The organism is Kitasatospora sp. NPDC004531 (assembly GCF_053602195.1).
The window spans coordinates 1-17,537 of sequence record NZ_JBSGDD010000074.1 but is presented as its reverse complement, the minus strand read 5'-3'; the positions used below and the strand labels follow the sequence as shown (position 1 = coordinate 17,537).

Below are 17,537 nucleotides of genomic sequence, written 5' to 3'. Positions count from 1 at the left end.
CCTCCCCTGGTTCTCCGTCGGCGATCGGACCGATCCTGCCATGCGGAGGGGGGTTACCGGCAGGTGCCCAGGGGGGCGCGAAGTGAATTCTCATCCGCGCGAAGGTGTGACAACCCTCTCATCGACAGTCGCGGTCTCCATGGAAAACCGACGCTCCGGCAACTCGCGCGCCATGAACGGAACCATGACTCCGTGCCGAGTTAACCTCCCGTTCACCATGGCTTCCTACGGTCGCCCCGGACAGCAACGTCAGTCCGACCACTTCGACGATTGTTTGGGTATGGAACACATCACGTTCCTGGTGGCCGTTGTGATCATCACGGCGCTCGCCTTCGACTTCACGAACGGCTTCCACGACACCGCCAACGCGATGGCCACCTCCATCGCCACCGGCGCCCTCAAGCCCAAGGTCGCCGTGGCCATCGCCGCGGTGCTGAACTTCGCCGGCGCGTTCCTGTCGGTGAAGGTGGCCACCACCATCTCGGGCGGCATCGTCAACGAGAAGGCCGGACTGCAACCCTCGATCATCTTCGCCGCACTGGTCGGCGCGATCCTGTGGAACCTGCTGACCTGGCTGAAGGGCCTGCCCTCCTCCTCCTCGCACGCCCTGTACGGCGGCCTGATCGGCGCGACGATCGTCGGCGCCGGCGTCAGCGGGGTCAACTTCTCCACCGTGGTCTCCAAGATCCTGATCCCGGCGGTGGCCTCCCCGATCATCGCGGGCCTGGCCTCCTGGGGCGCCACGAAGATCGCCTACCTGATCGCCGGGAAGAACCCGAAGAAGTCCACCGAGAAGGGCTTCCGCCGGGGCCAGATCTTCTCCTCCTCGCTGATCTCGCTGGCGCACGGCACCAACGACGCGCAGAAGACCATGGGCATCATCACGCTGACCCTGATCTCGGCCGGCCAGCTGCACAAGGGCGACGGCCCGCCGACCTGGGTGATCATCAGCGCCGGTCTGGCGATCGCGCTGGGCACCTACATGGGCGGCTGGCGGATCATCCGCTCGATGGGCTCGGGCCTGGCCGACATCAAGCCGCCGCAGGGCTTCTCCTCGGAGACCGCCGCCGCGACCGTGATCCTGACCTCCTCGCACATGGGCTACGGCCTGTCCACCACCCAGGTCTGCTCCGGCGGCATCATGGGCGCCGGCCTGGGCGGCCCGTCCGGCAAGCTGCGCTGGGGCATGGTGCGCCGCATGGTCTACACCTGGGGCCTGACCCTGCCGGCCGCCGGCCTGGTGTCCGGCGTGGCCGCGCTGATCGCCGACCGGGGCGACTGGGGCGTGGCCGTGGTCGGCGTCGCGCTGGTGCTCGGCGCCGGCTCGATGTGGCTGATCTCCCGCCGCCAGCCGGTGCACGCCCTCAACGTGAACGACAGCGCCACCGTGGACCTGCCGGTCACCGGCACCCCCACCGGCCAGACCACCATCGCGGCCTGAGAGGACACGAACCATGCACATCAAGTGGGCCGCCCTGGCCGAGACCGCCGGCGTCAGCCTGGCCGTCACCCTCGCCGTCGTCACCGTCTTCGCCCTGGGCAACCTCGCCCTGTCCCGCCGCGAGGCCGCCGTCGAGGCCGGCACCGGCAACGGCGTCCCGGCCCTGATCGCCGCCGCCACCTGCTTCGCCGCCTGCGCGGCCGCGGTCGCCTACGGCATCAGCCTGATCGCCGCCAAGTAGCACCCCCCGCCACGCCGAAGGGCCCTGCCACCACCCGGCAGGGCCCTTCGCGCGCAGGTCGACGGTTCGGCTGTCAGTCGGCGACCAGCTCCCCCGGCTTCGCCGCCGGGGCGGGGGTCTCGTCGGCGGCGGTGCGCAGCGGCACCTCCCGGATGAACAGCACCAGCAGGAAGCCGACCACCGCGAACGGCGCGGCGACCAGGAACACGGTGCCGACGCCGTGCCCGAACGCGTCGGTGACCAGCGGGACCACCCGGGCGGGCAGCGTGTGCAGGTCGGGGATGCCGTCGCCGGTGCCGGCCGAGGCGGGCAGCCCGGCCTTGGCGAAGTTCTCCGCCAGGTAGGAGGCGACCTTGTGCCCGAGCAGCGCGCCGAGCGCGGAGACGCCCATCGCCCCGCCCATGGTGCGGAAGAAGGTGACCACCGAGCTGGCCGCGCCGAGCTCGTTGCGGGGGACGGTGTTCTGCACCGCGAGCACCAGGTTCTGGCTGGTCAGACCGAGGCCGACGCCGGCCACCGCCATGTAGAGCGCGAGCAGCCCGTACGAGGTGCCGGCCCGCGCGGTGCCCATCAGGCCGAGTCCGACGGCCAGCATGACGGTGCCGCCGACCAGGTAGCCCTTCCACTTGCCGTACTTGGTGATGAGCTTGCCGGCCACCGTGGAGGAGACCGCCAGGCCGAGGATCATCGGCAGGGTGAGCAGGCCGGCCTGGGTGGGGGTCTTCTCCTTGGCGAGCTGGAAGTACTGGCCGAGGAAGGTGGTGGTGCCGTACATGCCGACGCCGACGAACGCGGAGGCCACCGAGGCGAGCGCGACGGTGCGGTGCCGGAACAGGTCGAGCGGGATCAGCGGTTCGGCGGCGCGCTTCTCGACGGCGACGAACAGCCCGGCCAGCGCCAGGCCGCCGAGCACCATCACGGCGGTCTGCCAGGAGAGCCAGTCGTAGTTCTTGCCGGCCAGCGAGATCCAGATCATCAGCAGGCTGACGGCGGCGGTGATCAGCACCGCGCCCAGGTAGTCGATCTTCGGCTTGCGAGCGGGCTGCTCGGGGAGCTTGAGGGTCCGCTGCAGCACCAGGATGGCGAGCAGGGCGAACGGGACGCCGACGTAGAAGCACCAGCGCCAGCCGAGCCAGGAGGTGTCCACGATGACGCCGCCGATCAGCGGTCCGCCGATGGTGGCGAGCGCGAAGACCGCGCCGAAGTAGCCGCTGTAGCGCCCGCGCTCGCGCGGCGGGACCATCGCGGCCAGGCAGATCTGGCCGAGCGCGATCACACCGCCGGCCCCGATGCCCTGCAGCACCCGGCAGAAGATCAGCATGCCGATGCTCTGCGAGAGGCCGGCCAGCGCCGAGGAGAGGACGTAGATCACCATGGCGATCTGCACCAGCAGCTTCTTGCTGACCAGGTCGGAGAGCTTGCCCCAGAGCGGGGTCGCGGCGGTGATCGACAGCAGGGCGGCGGTGACCACCCAGGTGTACGCGGACTCGCCGCCGTGCAGGTCGTTGAGGATCCTCGGCAGCGCGTTGGAGACGACCGTGGAGGACAGCACGGCCACGAACAGGCCGAGGAGCAGGCCGGAGAGGGCTTCGAGCACTTGACGGTGGGACATCTGGGCCTGGGGGGCGGTCGGTTGAGTCGTCGACATGCGCTTCCTTCGACTGAAAATTCGTTGCCTCAAGCAACTATACGCAGATAGTTGACTAGGGCAACTTTCTTCAAGCCCAGGTAAAGGAAGCGGCGAAAGCCCTGGTCAGACCCCTTCGGTCAGCTCGTTGAAGCGCTCCAGCAGCCGCGCGAAGTGTTCGAGCTCACCCAGCTCCCACCCTGCCAGCGAGGCCCGGAAGCGCGCCATCCGCACCTCCCGGGCGGCCGCGAACCGCCGCTCGCCGTCCTCGGTCAGCGACACCAGCGAGGCCCGCCGGTCCAGCGGGTCGGTCTCCCGGCGCAGCAGCCCCAGCTCCTCGATCGCCCGGATCTGCCGGCTGACGGTGGCCTTGCCCACTCCGAAGTGCAGCCCGATGTCGGTCACCCGCGCCCGCCCGGACTCCCGGATGAAGGCGAGCAGCACGTACGCCCCGGCCTCCAGCTCGGGGTGCACCAGCCGGGAGACGTCCGCCGCCCGCGCCCGACTGCGCCGGAACAGCGTCGCCACCTCGCGCTCGACCGCGAGAAATGCCAGTTCGGCGGCGTCCGGGTCCGCCACGGGGTCGTTCATGGCGCTCAGTATCGCGCAGCCCGCACCTCCCCCGATGCGTAACTGTTTCATGATATGAAGTATCCGTTTTGCGTACTGGCACCGGATTGATAGGGAGATGCCCACCCATGGCAGAGCCTGCAAAGGGCTTCGTCAACGAGCTCAAGGACGCGGTCACCCCGCGCGCCTTCTTCCTGGTGGTGGCCGTCCTGCTGCTCCAGCTCGGCTTCATCACCTCGTACGTGGGCGCGCTCCACCAGCCGAAGCCGCACGAGCTGTCGATCGCCGTGGTCGCCCCGCCCGAGATCGCCCCGAAGCTGACCGCCGCCCTGGAGTCCGTCCCGGACCACGCGGTCCGCGCCTCCGTCGAACCGGACGCGGCCACCGCGCAGGCCCGGATCAAGGACCAGAAGATCTACGCCGCCTGGGTGTTCGACCCGGCCGGCACCCAGGACACCCTGCTGGTCGCGGAGGCCCGCGGCCCGGCCGCGTCCAGTGCCGCCGAGCTGATCGTCACCAAGGTCGCGGCCGCCCAGCACCGCACCGTCGAGACCAAGGACACCATTCCGCTGGCCTCCGGCGACGGCAAGGGCCTGTCCAGCTTCTACCTGGTGGTCGGCTGGTGCGTCGGCGGCTACCTGGTCGCCTCGATCCTCGGCGTCAGCGCCGGCGCGCGCCCCGCCAACGTCCACCGGGCCGGGCTGCGGCTCGGCACCCTGGCGCTGTACTCGATCGCCGCGGGCATCGGCGGCACGCTGATCACCGGGCCGATCCTGAACGCGCTGCCCGGCTCGATCCTGGCGCTGAGCGCCGTCGGCGCGCTGGTGGTGTTCTCGGTCGGCGCCTTCACCATGGCGTTGCAGTGCCTGTTCGACATCATCGGCATCGGCCTGGCCGTGCTGGTGTTCGTCGTACTGGGCAACCCGAGCGCCGGCGGCGTCTACCCGCCGCCGCTGCTGCCCGCGTTCTGGCGGGCCATCGGCGAGTGGATCCCGAACGGCGCCGGCACCTCGGCCACCCGCTCGGTCGCCTACCTGGGCTCCTCCGCGATGGCGCTGCCGCTGACGGTGCTGGCGGTCTGGGCCGTCATCGGCGTCGCGGTGACGTTCTTCGCGGCGGCCCGCGGGCCGCTGCTGCGCCGCCCCGCCCCGACGGAGGCGTGAGCGGCCACCCGATGCAGGGCGGGGGTCAGACCCGCTCCGGCTCCCGCCCCTGCTCGCCCGAGGCCACCCGGTCCGACAGGTGGGTGAACACGTACCGGTTCATCGCCCAGTAGCGGAACACCATCGCCACCAGCGTGCCGATGATCATGCCGCTGACGAAGTCGGCCACCTCCTGGGTGAAGTGGCTGACGTGCGGCCGGCGAAGGTCGAACACATAGCGCGAGACCGCCAGCGGCAGGACGTTCACCCCCACCGCGAGCGCGCTGACCACCACGAACAGCACCGTCTCACGCTGCTTGCCCGCGGCCCGGAACGACCACTGCCGGTTCAGCACGTACGAGACGCCGGTCGCGATCACGGTCGCGATGACCAGCGCGACGATCGGCTTGGTCTTCAGCACGGTCGTCTTCAGAGCGAAGTTGATCACCGTGGTGATCAGGAAGCAGGTTCCTCCGACCACGAGGAACTTCACCAACTTGCGGTGCTTGACCAGGAACGGACGGAACGACTCCGGCATTGCGGTCAGCGCGCGCTGCGTAGGGGACGGCATGCCGGAAGTCTGCCACGGGCCCGGATCGGCAACCACCGAGGGCCGCGGAGTGGACGCTCCGCGGCCCTCGGCCCGCCGTCAGGCGGCCGCGACCAGCACTTCCGCCGGCTCCAGCGCCAGCCGCAGCACCTCCCGGACGTCGGCCACGGCGTGCACCGTGAGCCGCTCCAGCACCTCGGCGGGGACGTCGTCCAGGTCCGCCTCGTTGCGCTTCGGGATGATCACCGTGGTGACCCCGGCCCGGTCCGCGGCCAGCAGCTTCTGCTTGACGCCGCCGATCGGCAGCACCCGGCCGGTCAGCGACACCTCGCCGGTCATCGCCACGTCGGTGCGCACCTTGCGGCCGGACAGCAGCGAGGCCAGCGCCGTGGTCATCGTGATGCCCGCGCTCGGGCCGTCCTTCGGCACCGCGCCGGCCGGCACGTGCAGGTGGATGCCCCGCTCGCGCAGGCCCGTCACCGGCAGCTCCAGCTCGGCGCCGCGCGAGCGCAGGTAGGAGAGCGCGATGTGCGCCGACTCCTTCATCACGTCGCCCAGCTGCCCGGTCAGCGTCAGCCCGGTCGAGCCGGTCTCCGCGTCCGCCAGCGACGCCTCGATGTAGAGGACGTCACCGCCGGCGCCCGTCACCGCCAGGCCCGTCGCCACGCCGGGCACCGCCGTCCGCCGCTCGGCCGGCTCCTGCGCCGACTCCGGCACGTGGTGCGGCCGGCCCAGCAGCGCCCGCAGGTCGTCCGGGCCGATCGCGGCCGGCAGCTCGCGCTCGCCCAGCTCGGCCTGCGCGGCGACCTTCCGCAGGATCCGCGCGATCGACCGCTCCAGGTTCCGGACGCCCGCCTCCCGGGTGTACTCGGCGGCGAGCCGGCGCAGCGCCTCCTCGTCCACCGTCAGCTCCGGCGCGCCGAGGCCCGCCTTGGCGAGCTGCCGGGGCAGCAGGTGGTCGCGGGCGATGGCGACCTTCTCGTCCTCGGTGTAGCCGTCCAGCCGGACCACGTCCATCCGGTCGAGCAGCGGCTCGGGGATGGCCTCCAGCACGTTGGCGGTGGCCAGGAAGACCACGTCCGAGAGGTCGAGCTCGACCTCCAGGTAGTGGTCCCGGAAGGTGTGGTTCTGCGCCGGGTCCAGCACCTCCAGCAGCGCCGCCGCCGGGTCGCCCCGGTAGTCCGAGCCGACCTTGTCGATCTCGTCGAGCAGCACCACCGGGTTCATCGTCCCGGCCTCCTTGATCGCCCGGACGATCCGGCCGGGGATCGAGCCCACGTAGGTGCGCCGGTGGCCGCGGATCTCCGCCTCGTCGCGGACGCCGCCGAGCGCCACCCGGACGAACGACCGGCCCATCGCCTTCGCCACGGACTCGCCGAGCGAGGTCTTTCCGGTGCCGGGCGGGCCGACCAGCGCCAGCACCGCGCCTCCGCGCCGGCCGCCGATCTGCCCGAGGCCCTGCTCGGCCCGGCGCTTGCGCACCGCCAGGTACTCGACGATCCGGTCCTTCACGTCCGCCAGCCCGGTGTGGTCCGCGTCGAGCACGGCGCGGGCGGCGGCGATGTCGTACGCGTCCTCGGAGCGCTCGTTCCACGGCAGTTCGAGGACGGTGTCCAGCCAGGTGCGGATCCACGAGCCCTCGGGCGACTGGTCGCTGGCGCGCTCCAGCTTGTCGACCTCCTTGAGCGCCGCCTCCCGGACCTTCTCCGGCAGCGAAGCGGCCTCCACCCGGGCCCGGTAGTCGTCCTCCTCGGTGCCGGACTCGCCGTTCAGCTCGGCCAGCTCCTTGCGCACGGCCTCCAGCTGGCGGCGCAGCAGGAACTCCTTCTGCTGCTTGGCGACGCCCTCCTCGACGTCCTTGCGGATGGTGTCGTTGACCTCCTCCTCCGCGAGGTGCTCGCGCAGCAGGCCGAGCGCGTACTCCAGCCGGGCCGGGCGGTCCGCCTCCAGCAGCACCTTCAGCTTCTGCTCGGCGGTGGCGAACGGCGCGTAGCCGATGTTGTCCGCGAGCTCGCCGATGTCCTCGATCGCGGCGACCCGGTCGACGATCTGCCATGCCCCGCGCCGGCGCAGCCACTTCGTGGACAGCGCCTTGTACTCCTTGACCAGCTCGGCCGCGCGGCCCGCCACCGGCAGGCCGGGGTCGGACTCCTTGAACGGCGTGGTCTCCACCCACAGCGCGGCGCCGGGCCCGGTGGTGCCCTTGCCGATCCGCACCCGTCGGACGGCCCGTACCAGCGCCGCCGGGTCGCCGTCCGCCAGCCGGCCGACCTGCTCGACCGTCGCCAGCGCGCCGACCGCCGCGTACGAGCCGTCCAGCCGCGGCACCAGCAGCACCTGCGGCTTGCCCCCGCCGCCGCTCCCCGCCCTGGCCGCCTCCACGGCGGCCCGGACCTCCGGATCCGACAGCTCCAGCGGGACCACCATGCCGGGGAGCACCACCTCGTCGTCGAGCGGCAGCACAGGCAGAGTGAGCGGAACGGACGTCGATGCCATGATCTCTCCCCAGTCAGTGAAGTTGAGTCGACCTGACTAAGGCTTGGCGGACGCCGATTGTTCCCCGCCGGCTGTTCACTGCGAGAGAAATCCGGGGGCTCAGCCCTCGACCACCGTCGCGCGCTTCCAGGCCCGCGCCCGCCGGGGCCGCCGGGGCCCCTTGCGCAGCCACGGCCACATCGCGATCCCGAGCGCCAGCGCGGCCGGGTGGCCGACCGCCGTGACGAGATCCGGGCCGGTCAGCAGCTGGTTGCCGATCAGCGCCGCCCCGGCGCCCAGCGCGACCGCCCGGCCGAGCGGCCGCAGCAGCCCGGCGAGGCCGCCGAGCGAGGCCAGCACCCCGTAGCTGACCCCGATGTCGATCGCGTCCAGCACGTCCGCGCCGGCCGCGCCGCCGGCCACCGAGGCCACCGCCACGCCCTGCGAGACGAGCGTCGCGCCGATGTGCCCGGCCCCGAAGACCCCCAGCGCGCGCAGTCCGCCCACCCGCCGCTCCAGCGGGGCGACGGTGAGCCCGAAGGCCCAGAAGTAGGGCATCCACACCGACCCGGCGACCCACATCCCGCTGCCGAGCAGCGACACCACCGGGTGCGCCATCAGGTTGTGCGCGTCCGTGGAGGAGACCGACTGGAGGCGGTGCACGGTGTCCGGGTCGCCGAAGCGGGCGAACAGGGTGGTGCCGAGCAGCAGGGCCAGGTAACCGAGCGCGAACGGGTTGGTCCGGGGGGTGGGGACGGCCCGCAGTCCGGGCCGGATCAGTCGTCGCCGCAGTTCCGCGCTGGTCATCGCGCCTCCCGAACGCCTCGTCGGGCCCACGATACGGGGGGCAGGTGAGAGGTGTCTGGGTAAGTCCTGTGAAGACCGCTGTCCGTGCATATGCCGCTCGCACACGTACCGTTACAGGTCGCAAGTGCTGCGGGTAAGGTACTGGCCCGTGCCCGTCCGAACGGGGGCCCGACGGACATGAGGTCCGCGGCCGGATCGCACCGGTCCGCCCTCCCGGGCGGGGACGGCGTCCGTACGCTGCTGCCAGGAGCAGCACCGGCGGGCGGGGCAACAGCCCACGACGGAACAAGACGACTACGAAGCGGAGCCCGCCGTCCCCACAGGCGGCCGGCCCGCAGCCCTGGGGGCGGTGGCGTGACCGTGACAGAGATGCAGCAAGAGACGATCAGCAGTGGCCCGGTGGGCACCCAGCGACGGGTGCTCGTCGTGGAGGACGAGCCGACCATCGCGGAGTCGATCGCGGCGCGACTGGGAGCCGAGGGCTTCAAGGTGGCGGTGGCCCACGACGGGCCGGGCGCGGTGGACGGGTTCCACACCTGGCAGCCCGACCTGGTGGTGCTCGACATCATGCTGCCGGGCTTCGACGGCCTGGAGGTGTGCCGCCGGATCCAGGCGCAGCGCCCGGTGCCGGTGCTGATGCTGACCGCGCGGGACGACGAGACGGACCTGCTGGTGGGCCTGGGCGTCGGCGCGGACGACTACATGACCAAGCCGTTCTCGATGCGCGAGCTGGCCGCCCGGGTGAACGTGCTGCTGCGCCGGGTGGAGCGCGCCCAGCAGGCGGCCCGCACGCCCGCGCTCGGCAGCCTGCGCTTCGGCGAGCTGGAGATCGACCACGTGCAGCGCCGGGTCCGGCTGGGCTCGGGCGACGTGCACCTGACGCCGACCGAGTTCGACCTGCTGGCCTGCCTGGCGGCGCAGCCGCGCGCGGTGCTGACCCGCGAGCAGCTGCTGGCCGAGGTGTGGGACTGGACCGACGCGTCCGGCACCCGCACGGTGGACAGCCACGTGAAGGCGCTGCGCCGGAAGATCGGTGCGAGCTGGATCCGCACGGTGCACGGCGTGGGCTACGCGCTGGAGGCCCCGCTGTCCTGACCGGGCGCCGCCGGTCCGGGCCTCCGGGGGGCCCGCGCGGCGGTCCGGTCGTTCGCGGGGGACGAGTCCGAGGGACACCATGACCTTTCCACAGCAACGCAACGGGGAAGCCGAGCCGACCCCGCAGCCCCCGCTGGCGGTGCGCGCCGCGCGCCGGGTGTGGGCCGACATCCGCCCGTTCGACCCGGTGCGCTCGGTGAAGGGCAAGCTGGCGATGCTGGTGGTCGTGTCGGTGGTGCTGGCCACCGGCATGGTGGTGGTGGCGATCCGGTCGGAGACCCAGATCCGGATCATCATGATCTTCTCGCTGATCGCCTCGCTGCTGTTCATGCAGTTCCTGGCGAACGGTCTGACCGCGCCGCTGCGGGACATGACGGCGGCGGCCCGGTCGATGGCGGAGGGCGACTACAGCGCCCGGGTGCACGTCTCCTCGCGGGACGAGATCGGCGAGCTGGCCGACACCTTCAACCGGATGGCGGGCGACCTGGAGGCCGCCGACCGGCACCGCCGCGAGCTGATCGCCAACGTCTCGCACGAGCTGCGCACGCCGATCGCGGCGCTGCGCGGCCTGCTGGAGAACGTGGTCGACGGCGTGGTGAAGCCGGATCCGAAGAACCTGGGCACCGCGCTGGAGCAGACCGAGCGGCTGGGCCGGCTGGTGACGCACCTGCTGGACCTGTCGAAGCTGGACGACGGCGTGGTCCCGCTGGACTCCCGCCCGTTCCAGGTGCGGGAGTTCCTGGACGGCGTGCTGCGCGGCGTGACGGTGGACGGCGCGACGGCGGGCGGCGCGTACGCCCGGCGCGAGGACGTCCGGCTGGCGGTCGACGTGCGGCCCGCCGACCTGTCGGCGGTGGCGGACGCGGAGCGGCTGCACCAGGTGGTGGCCAATCTGGTGGACAACGCCTGCAAGCACTCGCCGGCCGGCGGCACCGTGACGGTGCGGGCCCGGGCGGCGGAGGGCGGTGGGCTGCTGCTGGAGGTCGACGACCAGGGGCCGGGCATTCCGATGGCGGACCGGGAGCGGGTGTTCGAGCGGTTCGGCCGCAGCGGCTCGCCGACGGCGCTGGGCCCGGGCAGTGACGGCGGGACCGGCCTGGGGCTGGCGATCGCCCGCTGGGCGGTGGACCTGCACGGCGGCCGGATCCGGGTGGCGGAGGCCGGCGAGGGGTGCCGGATCGAGGTCACCCTGCCGGGTGAGACGGTCTCCCCTTAGTTTGTGGCGGAACCGGTACAAACCCCGGTGCGATCCCGGAGCGGGTGCTCGCCCGCACCGCCCCTGACCACCTGTTCGTCCGATTTTCACTCGGTATGGCCGCGATCGACCGGCCCGCCGGTTCCCTGATTTCCGGCATCTCTAACGCACAGTTCCGGCCAAAATCCGCTCCGGCGATGTGATCTGGGCGACGCCTGACCACCGGGGACTGCGCGATCACTGGTCGGAGGCGTAGCCTTAATCCCCGCTGTCCACCATCCCAAAAGGAAGCGGAAGAGGGCGGTTGCCCCGTGTCGCCACACCAAGAAACCCCCAGCTCGGCAAGCTCCACTGGCTTCGGCCCCAATGAGTGGCTCGTCGACGAGATCTACCAGCAGTACCTCCAGGACCCGGCCTCGGTCGATCGTGCCTGGTGGGACTTTTTCGCCGACTACAAGCCCGGTACCGAGGTGACTCCAGTGACCCAGGCCGCAACTCCGGTCGGCGCCCAGCCGACCCCCGTTGCCGCTCCCGTTGCCGCTGCTCCGGCCGTTGCCGCCGCTGCCCCGGCCGCCGCCCCGGCGCCCGCGCAGCCGGCCGCGCCCGCGCCGCTGGCCGCCGCTCCCGCCGCCCCGCCCGCGCCGAAGGCCGCGGCTCCGGCCGCCCCGGCGAAGGCCGCCGCGGAGGGCCCGGAGCTGATCCAGCTGCGCGGCCCGGCGAAGGCCGTGGCGTCGAACATGGATGCTTCGCTGGAGGTTCCGACCGCCACCTCGGTGCGCGCGGTGCCCGCCAAGCTGCTGATCGACAACCGCATCGTCATCAACAACCACCTGCAGCGCGCCCGCGGCGGCAAGGTCTCCTTCACCCACCTGATCGGCTACGCGCTGGTCCAGGCCGTGAAGGCCAACCCGGGCATGAACTACAGCTACAAGGTGGAGGACGGCAAGTCCTACCTGGTGAAGCCCGAGCACGTGAACCTGGGCCTCGCCATCGACCTGGTCAAGCCGAACGGCGACCGCCAGCTGGTCGTCGCGGCCATCAAGAAGGCCGAGACGCTCGACTTCTTCGGCTTCTGGCAGGCCTACGAGGACATCGTCCGCCGGGCCCGCGCCAACAAGCTGACCATGGACGACTTCACCGGCGTCACGGTCTCGCTGACCAACCCGGGCGGCATCGGCACCGTGCACTCCGTGCCGCGCCTGATGCAGAACCAGGGCACCATCGTCGGCGTCGGCGCGATGGAGTACCCGGCCGAGTTCCAGGGCTCCTCCCCGGAGACCCTGGCCCGCCTGGGCGTCTCCAAGATCATGACGCTCACCTCGACCTACGACCACCGGGTCATCCAGGGCGCGGCCTCGGGCGAGTTCCTGCGCTCGATCCACCAGCTGCTGCTGGGCGCGAACAACTTCTACGACGAGGTGTTCGAGTCCCTGCGGATCCCGTACGAGCCGGTGCGCTGGGCCACCGACGTGGCGACCACGCACGACGACGAGGTCAACAAGACCGCGCGCGTCATGGAGCTCATCCACTCCTACCGGGTCCGCGGCCACCTGATGGCCGACACCGACCCGCTGGAGTACATGCAGCGCAAGCACCCCGACCTGGACGTCACCACGCACGGCCTCACCCTGTGGGACCTGGAGCGCGAGTTCGCGGTCGGCGGCTTCGGCGGCCAGAAGATGATGAAGCTCCGCGACATCCTCGGCCTGCTGCGCAACACCTACTGCCGCACCGTCGGCATCGAGTACATGCACATCCAGGACCCGGCCCAGCGCAGCTGGCTGCAGGAGCGCCTGGAGAAGCCGTACACCAAGCCGGAGCGCGAGGAGCAGCTGCGCGTCCTGCGCCGGCTGAACTCGGCCGAGGCGTTCGAGACCTTCCTGCAGACCAAGTACGTCGGGCAGAAGCGTTTCTCGCTGGAGGGCGGCGAGTCGCTCATCCCGCTGCTGGACGCCACCATCGACGCCGCCGCCGAGCACCGCCTCGACGAGGCCGTCATCGGCATGGCGCACCGCGGCCGCCTGAACGTGCTGGCGAACATCGTCGGCAAGCCGTTCGGCAAGATCTTCGGCGAGTTCGAGGGCAACCTCGACCCGAAGTCGATGCACGGCTCCGGCGACGTCAAGTACCACCTGGGTTCCGAGGGCACCTTCACCGGCCTGGACGGCGAGACCATCAAGGTGTCGCTGGCCGCCAACCCCTCGCACCTGGAGACCGTCGACCCGGTCGTCGAGGGCATCGCCCGCGCCAAGCAGGACATCCTGGACTTCGGCGGCACGAGCTTCCCGGTGCTGCCGATCCAGATCCACGGCGACGCGGCCTTCGCGGGCCAGGGCGTGGTCGCGGAGACCCTGAACATGTCGCAGCTGCGCGGCTACCGCACCGGCGGCACCGTGCACATCGTGGTCAACAACCAGGTCGGCTTCACCGCCGCCCCGACCTCCTCGCGCTCGTCGATGTACTGCACCGACGTGGCCCGGATGATCGAGGCGCCGATCTTCCACGTGAACGGCGACGACCCGGAGGCCGTGGTCCGCGTCGCGCGGCTGGCCTTCGAGTTCCGCCAGGCGTTCCACAAGGACGTCGTCATCGACCTCATCTGCTACCGCCGCCGCGGTCACAACGAGGCCGACAACCCGTCGTTCACCCAGCCGCTGATGTACGACCTGATCGACAAGAAGCGCTCGGTGCGCAAGCTGTACACCGAGGCGCTGATCGGTCGCGGCGACATCACCATGGAAGAGGCGGAGCAGGCGCTCCAGGACTTCCAGGGCCAGCTGGAGAAGGTCTTCGCGGAGGTCCGCGAGGCCTCCGCCGCCCCGGCCCCGGCCGAGACCGGCCGCCCGGTCGCGGACTTCCCGGTGTCCATCCAGACCGGCATCTCCGCCGAGATGGTCAAGCGGATCGCCGCCTCGCAGGTCAACCTGCCGGACTGGCTGACCGTCCACCCGCGGCTGCTCCCGCAGCTGCAGCGCCGCGCCGCCTCGATCGAGGACAACACCATCGACTGGGCGACCGGCGAGGCGCTCGCCATCGGCTCGCTGCTGATGGAGGGCCACCCGGTCCGACTGGCCGGCCAGGACTCGCGCCGCGGCACCTTCGGCCAGCGCCACGCGGTGCTGATCGACCGGAACACCGGCGAGGACTACACCCCGCTGATGTACCTGACCGAGGACCAGGCCCGCTTCACCGTCTACGACTCGCTGCTCAGCGAGTACGCGGCGATGGGCTTCGAGTACGGCTACTCGCTGACCCGCCCGAACGCGCTGGTCATGTGGGAGGCGCAGTTCGGCGACTTCGTCAACGGCGCGCAGACCATGGTGGACGAGTACATCGCGTCCGCCGAGCAGAAGTGGGGCCAGCACTCCGGCGTCACCCTGCTGCTGCCGCACGGCATGGAGGGCCAGGGCCCGGACCACTCGTCCGCCCGCCCGGAGCGCTTCCTGCAACTGTGCGCGCAGGACAACATGACGGTCGCCATGCCGACCCTGCCGTCGAACTACTTCCACCTGCTGCGCTGGCAGGCGCACAACCCGCACCACAAGCCGCTGATCGTCTTCACCCCGAAGTCGATGCTGCGTCTGAAGGCCGCGGCGTCCGCCACCAGCGAGTTCCTGAGCGGCTCGTTCCGCCCGGTGATCGGCGACAGCACGGTCGACCCGGCGCAGGTGCGCAAGGTGGTCATCACCTCCGGCAAGTTCTACTACGACCTGGAGGCGGCCCGGACCGAGCGCGGCGTCACCGACACCGCCATCGTCCGCGTCGAGCGCCTGTACCCGCTGCCGATCGCGGAGCTCCAGGAGGAGCTGGCCCGCTACGGCGAGGGCGTCCAGTTCGTCTGGGCCCAGGAGGAGCCGGCCAACCAGGGTGCCTGGCCGTTCATCGCGATGAACCTGGTCGACCACCTGCAGGTCGTCATCGGCCGCTCCGCCAACGGCGCCCGCCTGCGCCGCGTCGCCCGCACGGCCTCCTCGGCCCCCGCGGTCGGCTCGGCCAAGCGGCACGCCGCCGAGCAGGCCGCCCTGATCGACGAGGTGTTCGCGCTCTGACGCGCTGACGCCCGTCCGGCCGCTCAGGCCCCCGTTCCCCGGTCCTCCGGGGGCGGGGGCCGTGCCGTTTCCGGGCGGCTATCCTGGGCGGCGGCGTAGCAGAACCACCCACCGGAGCGAGACACCGTGTACTTCACCGACCGCGGCATCGAGGAGCTGGAGAGCCGGCGAGGCGAGGAGGAGGTCACTTTCGAGTGGCTGGCCGAGCGCCTGCGGGAGTTCGTGGACCTGAACCCGGACTTCGAGGTTCCGGTGGAGCGGCTGGCCACCTGGCTGGCCCGGCTGGACGACGAGGACGAGGACTGACGCACCCCAACTGCGCGGCCCGGAAGGCGAGTTCGCCTCCCGGGCCGTCGCCGTTCCAGGGGTCGCCCTCGGGGTGGACTCGGGGTCGTCCAAGGGTGCGCTCCGGGCCCGGATCGGGGTCGGAGCGCCTTGACTTCCGCCCGACGCGATATATCGTAAATATCAACGGCAACGCGATACATCGCGTATGGGAGGACGGGGAGTCGGACATGTTCCAGCGGACGGTAGACAGCACCGAGACCATCACCTTCGACGAGACGGTGCACATCCTGCACGTCCGGGTCGTCGACGGCACCGTGAACGTGGTCCCCACCGAGGGACCGGCCCGCCTCGAAGTGGCCGCCCTGGAGGGCGAGCCGCTGGAGGTCACCCTGGTCGACGGCGTGCTCACGGTCACCTACAAGGACCTCAGCTGGTCCGAGTTCGGCGAGGCCGCGAAGTCCGTGCACAGCGTCAAGTCGTACTTCTCCGGGCTGCGCCGCAAGCGCCGGGTCGAGGTCACGGTGGCGGTCCCGGCGGCCGCCTCGGTCAAGGTCGGCACGGTCTCCGCGCACGCCACCGTCTCCGGCATCGCTGGCGAGGTCGGCGTGCACGGCGCCAGCGGCGACACCACGCTGGCCGGGCTGACCGGCCCGGTCTCCGCCAACACCGTCTCCGGCGACGTGGACGCCGAGGGCCTGTCCGGCGAGCTGAAGGTCAACACGGTCTCCGGCTCGGTCACCCTGGTGGCCGGCAGCGCCACCCGGATCCGCGCCCACTCGGTGTCCGGCGCGGTCACCCTCGACCTGGACGCCGCCACCCCCACCGACATCGGCGTCACCACCGTCTCCGGGCCGGTCGGCGTCCGACTGCCGTCCTTCGCCGACGCCAAGGTCGAGGCCGGCACCACCAGCGGCACCCTCTCCAGCGCGTTCGCCGAGCTCAGCGTCGGCGGCGGCTGGGGCTCCAAGAAGCTCTCCGGCCAGCTCGGCTCCGGCGCCGGCCGCCTCCAGGTGACCACCGTCACCGGTGCGGTCACCGTCCAGCGCCGTCCCGACGCCGAGGAGGACCGGCCGGCCAAGGAGCTGCCCGCCGGCCCGCTCGACCTGACCAAGGAGGTCTGACATGACCCCGGTGTTCGGCCACGGCCGGCTCCGCCTGTACCTGCTGAAGCTGCTCGACGAGAGCCCCCGGCACGGGTACGAGGTGATCCGCCTGCTGGAGGAGCGCTTCCACGGCCTGTACGCGCCCTCCGCGGGCACCGTCTACCCCCGGCTGGCCAAGCTGGAGGCCGAGGGCCTGGTCAGCCACACCACCGAGGGCGGCCGCAAGGTCTACCGGCTCACCGACACCGGGCGCACCGAACTCGCCTCCCGGCAGGCCGAACTGGCCGCCCTGGAGGCGGAGATCCACGACTCGGTCGGCCAGCTGGCCGGCGCCATCCGGCAGGACGTCCGGGACAGCGCCAAGGACCTGCGCGCCGAACTCTGGCAGCAGGCCGAGCAGACCCCGGCCGCCGGCGGCGACCCGTTCGCCGCGCCCTGGCGGGACAAGGAGTCCTGGCAGCGCGCCAAGGACGAGTTCGGCCGGCTCAAGGCCGAGGCCAAGGAGCAGGCCCGGCGCGCCAAGGAGCAGGAGAAGGCGGCCCGCCGGCAGGCCAAGGCCGCCGAGGCCGAGGCCAAGCGGCTGCGCGAGCAGTCCAGGGCCGCCCGCACCGCCGCTCAGCAGGAGGCGCTGCGGCTCAAGCGCCGCATCGAGGAGCAGGTCCGCGAGCACACCTCGCACGGCGACTGGTCCACCGGACTGGCCGAGGGCCTGGCCGAACTCACCCGCGGCCTCGGCTCGTTGGCCGACGCCGCGCGCTGGGGCGCCACCGACCCGCCGGCCCCCGAGGAGGCCGTCCGGATCGACCTCGACAAGCCCGACGCCGAACTGCCGGACTGGGCCCGCACCGACCCGGCCGGCGACCCCGCCCGCGAGCTGGAACGCCACCGCCTCCCACCCCGCCGAGGACAGGCTCTGCCGCGGGTAGCGCTCCGCCCACCGGACACAGCTCGAAC

The 17,537-nt window shown here is 71.7% G+C and carries 14 protein-coding genes; 9 read left to right on the top strand and 5 right to left on the bottom strand.

Features of this window, described 5'->3' with window-relative positions:
* The first annotated feature begins 280 nt into the window (after positions 1-280).
* A complete protein-coding gene (locus ACWEMJ_RS25370) occupies positions 281-1,441 on the top strand; it encodes an anion permease (RefSeq protein WP_452139425.1) in 1,161 nt (386 codons plus the stop codon).
* 13 nt (positions 1,442-1,454) lie between these two features.
* Positions 1,455-1,682 carry a hypothetical protein gene (locus ACWEMJ_RS25365; protein ID WP_452139424.1) on the top strand — a complete coding sequence of 76 codons (228 nt, stop codon included), beginning with the start codon at positions 1,455-1,457 and terminating at the stop codon, positions 1,680-1,682.
* Positions 1,683-1,755: 73 nt separating this feature from the next.
* Here the strand turns inward: ACWEMJ_RS25365 and ACWEMJ_RS25360 are convergent, their stop codons facing one another.
* Together ACWEMJ_RS25360 and ACWEMJ_RS25355 are read right to left on the bottom strand one after the other, a co-directional pair.
* On the bottom strand, positions 1,756-3,330 hold the full coding sequence (locus tag ACWEMJ_RS25360) for an MDR family MFS transporter (RefSeq protein ID WP_452139423.1): 1,575 nt from the start codon (positions 3,328-3,330) through the stop codon (positions 1,756-1,758).
* 105 nt (positions 3,331-3,435) lie between these two features.
* Positions 3,436-3,900, bottom strand: a complete 465-nt coding sequence (locus ACWEMJ_RS25355) for a MarR family winged helix-turn-helix transcriptional regulator (protein WP_452139422.1) — start codon at positions 3,898-3,900, stop codon at positions 3,436-3,438.
* A gap of 107 nt (positions 3,901-4,007) precedes the next feature.
* Here ACWEMJ_RS25355 and ACWEMJ_RS25350 point away from each other — a divergent pair, with 107 nt between their 5' ends.
* Complete coding sequence (locus ACWEMJ_RS25350; RefSeq protein ID WP_452139421.1) at positions 4,008-5,042, top strand: DUF3533 domain-containing protein; 1,035 nt, start codon at positions 4,008-4,010, stop codon at positions 5,040-5,042.
* Positions 5,043-5,067: 25 nt separating this feature from the next.
* Here ACWEMJ_RS25350 and ACWEMJ_RS25345 read toward each other — a convergent pair whose 3' ends face one another.
* From ACWEMJ_RS25345 to ACWEMJ_RS25335, 3 genes are all read right to left on the bottom strand, one after another.
* A complete protein-coding gene (locus ACWEMJ_RS25345) occupies positions 5,068-5,592 on the bottom strand; it encodes a GtrA family protein (RefSeq protein ID WP_452139420.1) in 525 nt (174 codons plus the stop codon).
* A gap of 78 nt (positions 5,593-5,670) precedes the next feature.
* Positions 5,671-8,067: an endopeptidase La gene (lon, locus tag ACWEMJ_RS25340; RefSeq protein WP_452139419.1), complete on the bottom strand. Its 2,397-nt coding sequence runs from the start codon at positions 8,065-8,067 to the stop codon at positions 5,671-5,673.
* Between the two features lie 99 nt (positions 8,068-8,166).
* The gene (locus ACWEMJ_RS25335) at positions 8,167-8,853 is read right to left on the bottom strand and encodes a rhomboid-like protein (protein WP_452139418.1); all 687 of its coding nucleotides are present in this window, start codon (positions 8,851-8,853) and stop codon (positions 8,167-8,169) included.
* A gap of 369 nt (positions 8,854-9,222) precedes the next feature.
* Here ACWEMJ_RS25335 and ACWEMJ_RS25330 point away from each other — a divergent pair, with 369 nt between their 5' ends.
* The 6 genes from ACWEMJ_RS25330 to ACWEMJ_RS25305 all read left to right on the top strand — a co-directional run.
* Entirely contained in the window at positions 9,223-9,948 is a 726-nt protein-coding gene (locus ACWEMJ_RS25330) for a response regulator transcription factor (RefSeq protein ID WP_033212075.1), read from the top strand.
* 79 nt (positions 9,949-10,027) lie between these two features.
* On the top strand, positions 10,028-11,164 hold the full coding sequence (locus ACWEMJ_RS25325; protein ID WP_452139417.1) for a sensor histidine kinase: 1,137 nt from the start codon (positions 10,028-10,030) through the stop codon (positions 11,162-11,164).
* Positions 11,165-11,454: 290 nt separating this feature from the next.
* Positions 11,455-15,192, top strand: coding sequence for a multifunctional oxoglutarate decarboxylase/oxoglutarate dehydrogenase thiamine pyrophosphate-binding subunit/dihydrolipoyllysine-residue succinyltransferase subunit (locus ACWEMJ_RS25320; protein ID WP_452139416.1), 3,738 nt, complete (start codon positions 11,455-11,457; stop codon positions 15,190-15,192).
* Between the two features lie 126 nt (positions 15,193-15,318).
* Positions 15,319-15,498, top strand: a complete 180-nt coding sequence (locus ACWEMJ_RS25315) for a DUF6104 family protein (protein WP_035866044.1) — start codon at positions 15,319-15,321, stop codon at positions 15,496-15,498.
* Between the two features lie 209 nt (positions 15,499-15,707).
* Positions 15,708-16,601 (top strand): DUF4097 family beta strand repeat-containing protein, encoded by an 894-nt coding sequence (locus ACWEMJ_RS25310; RefSeq protein WP_452139415.1) that lies wholly within the window; start codon positions 15,708-15,710, stop codon positions 16,599-16,601.
* Position 16,602: 1 nt separating this feature from the next.
* On the top strand, positions 16,603-17,537 hold a 935-nt coding region (locus ACWEMJ_RS25305; protein ID WP_452139414.1), incomplete at its 3' end, for a PadR family transcriptional regulator.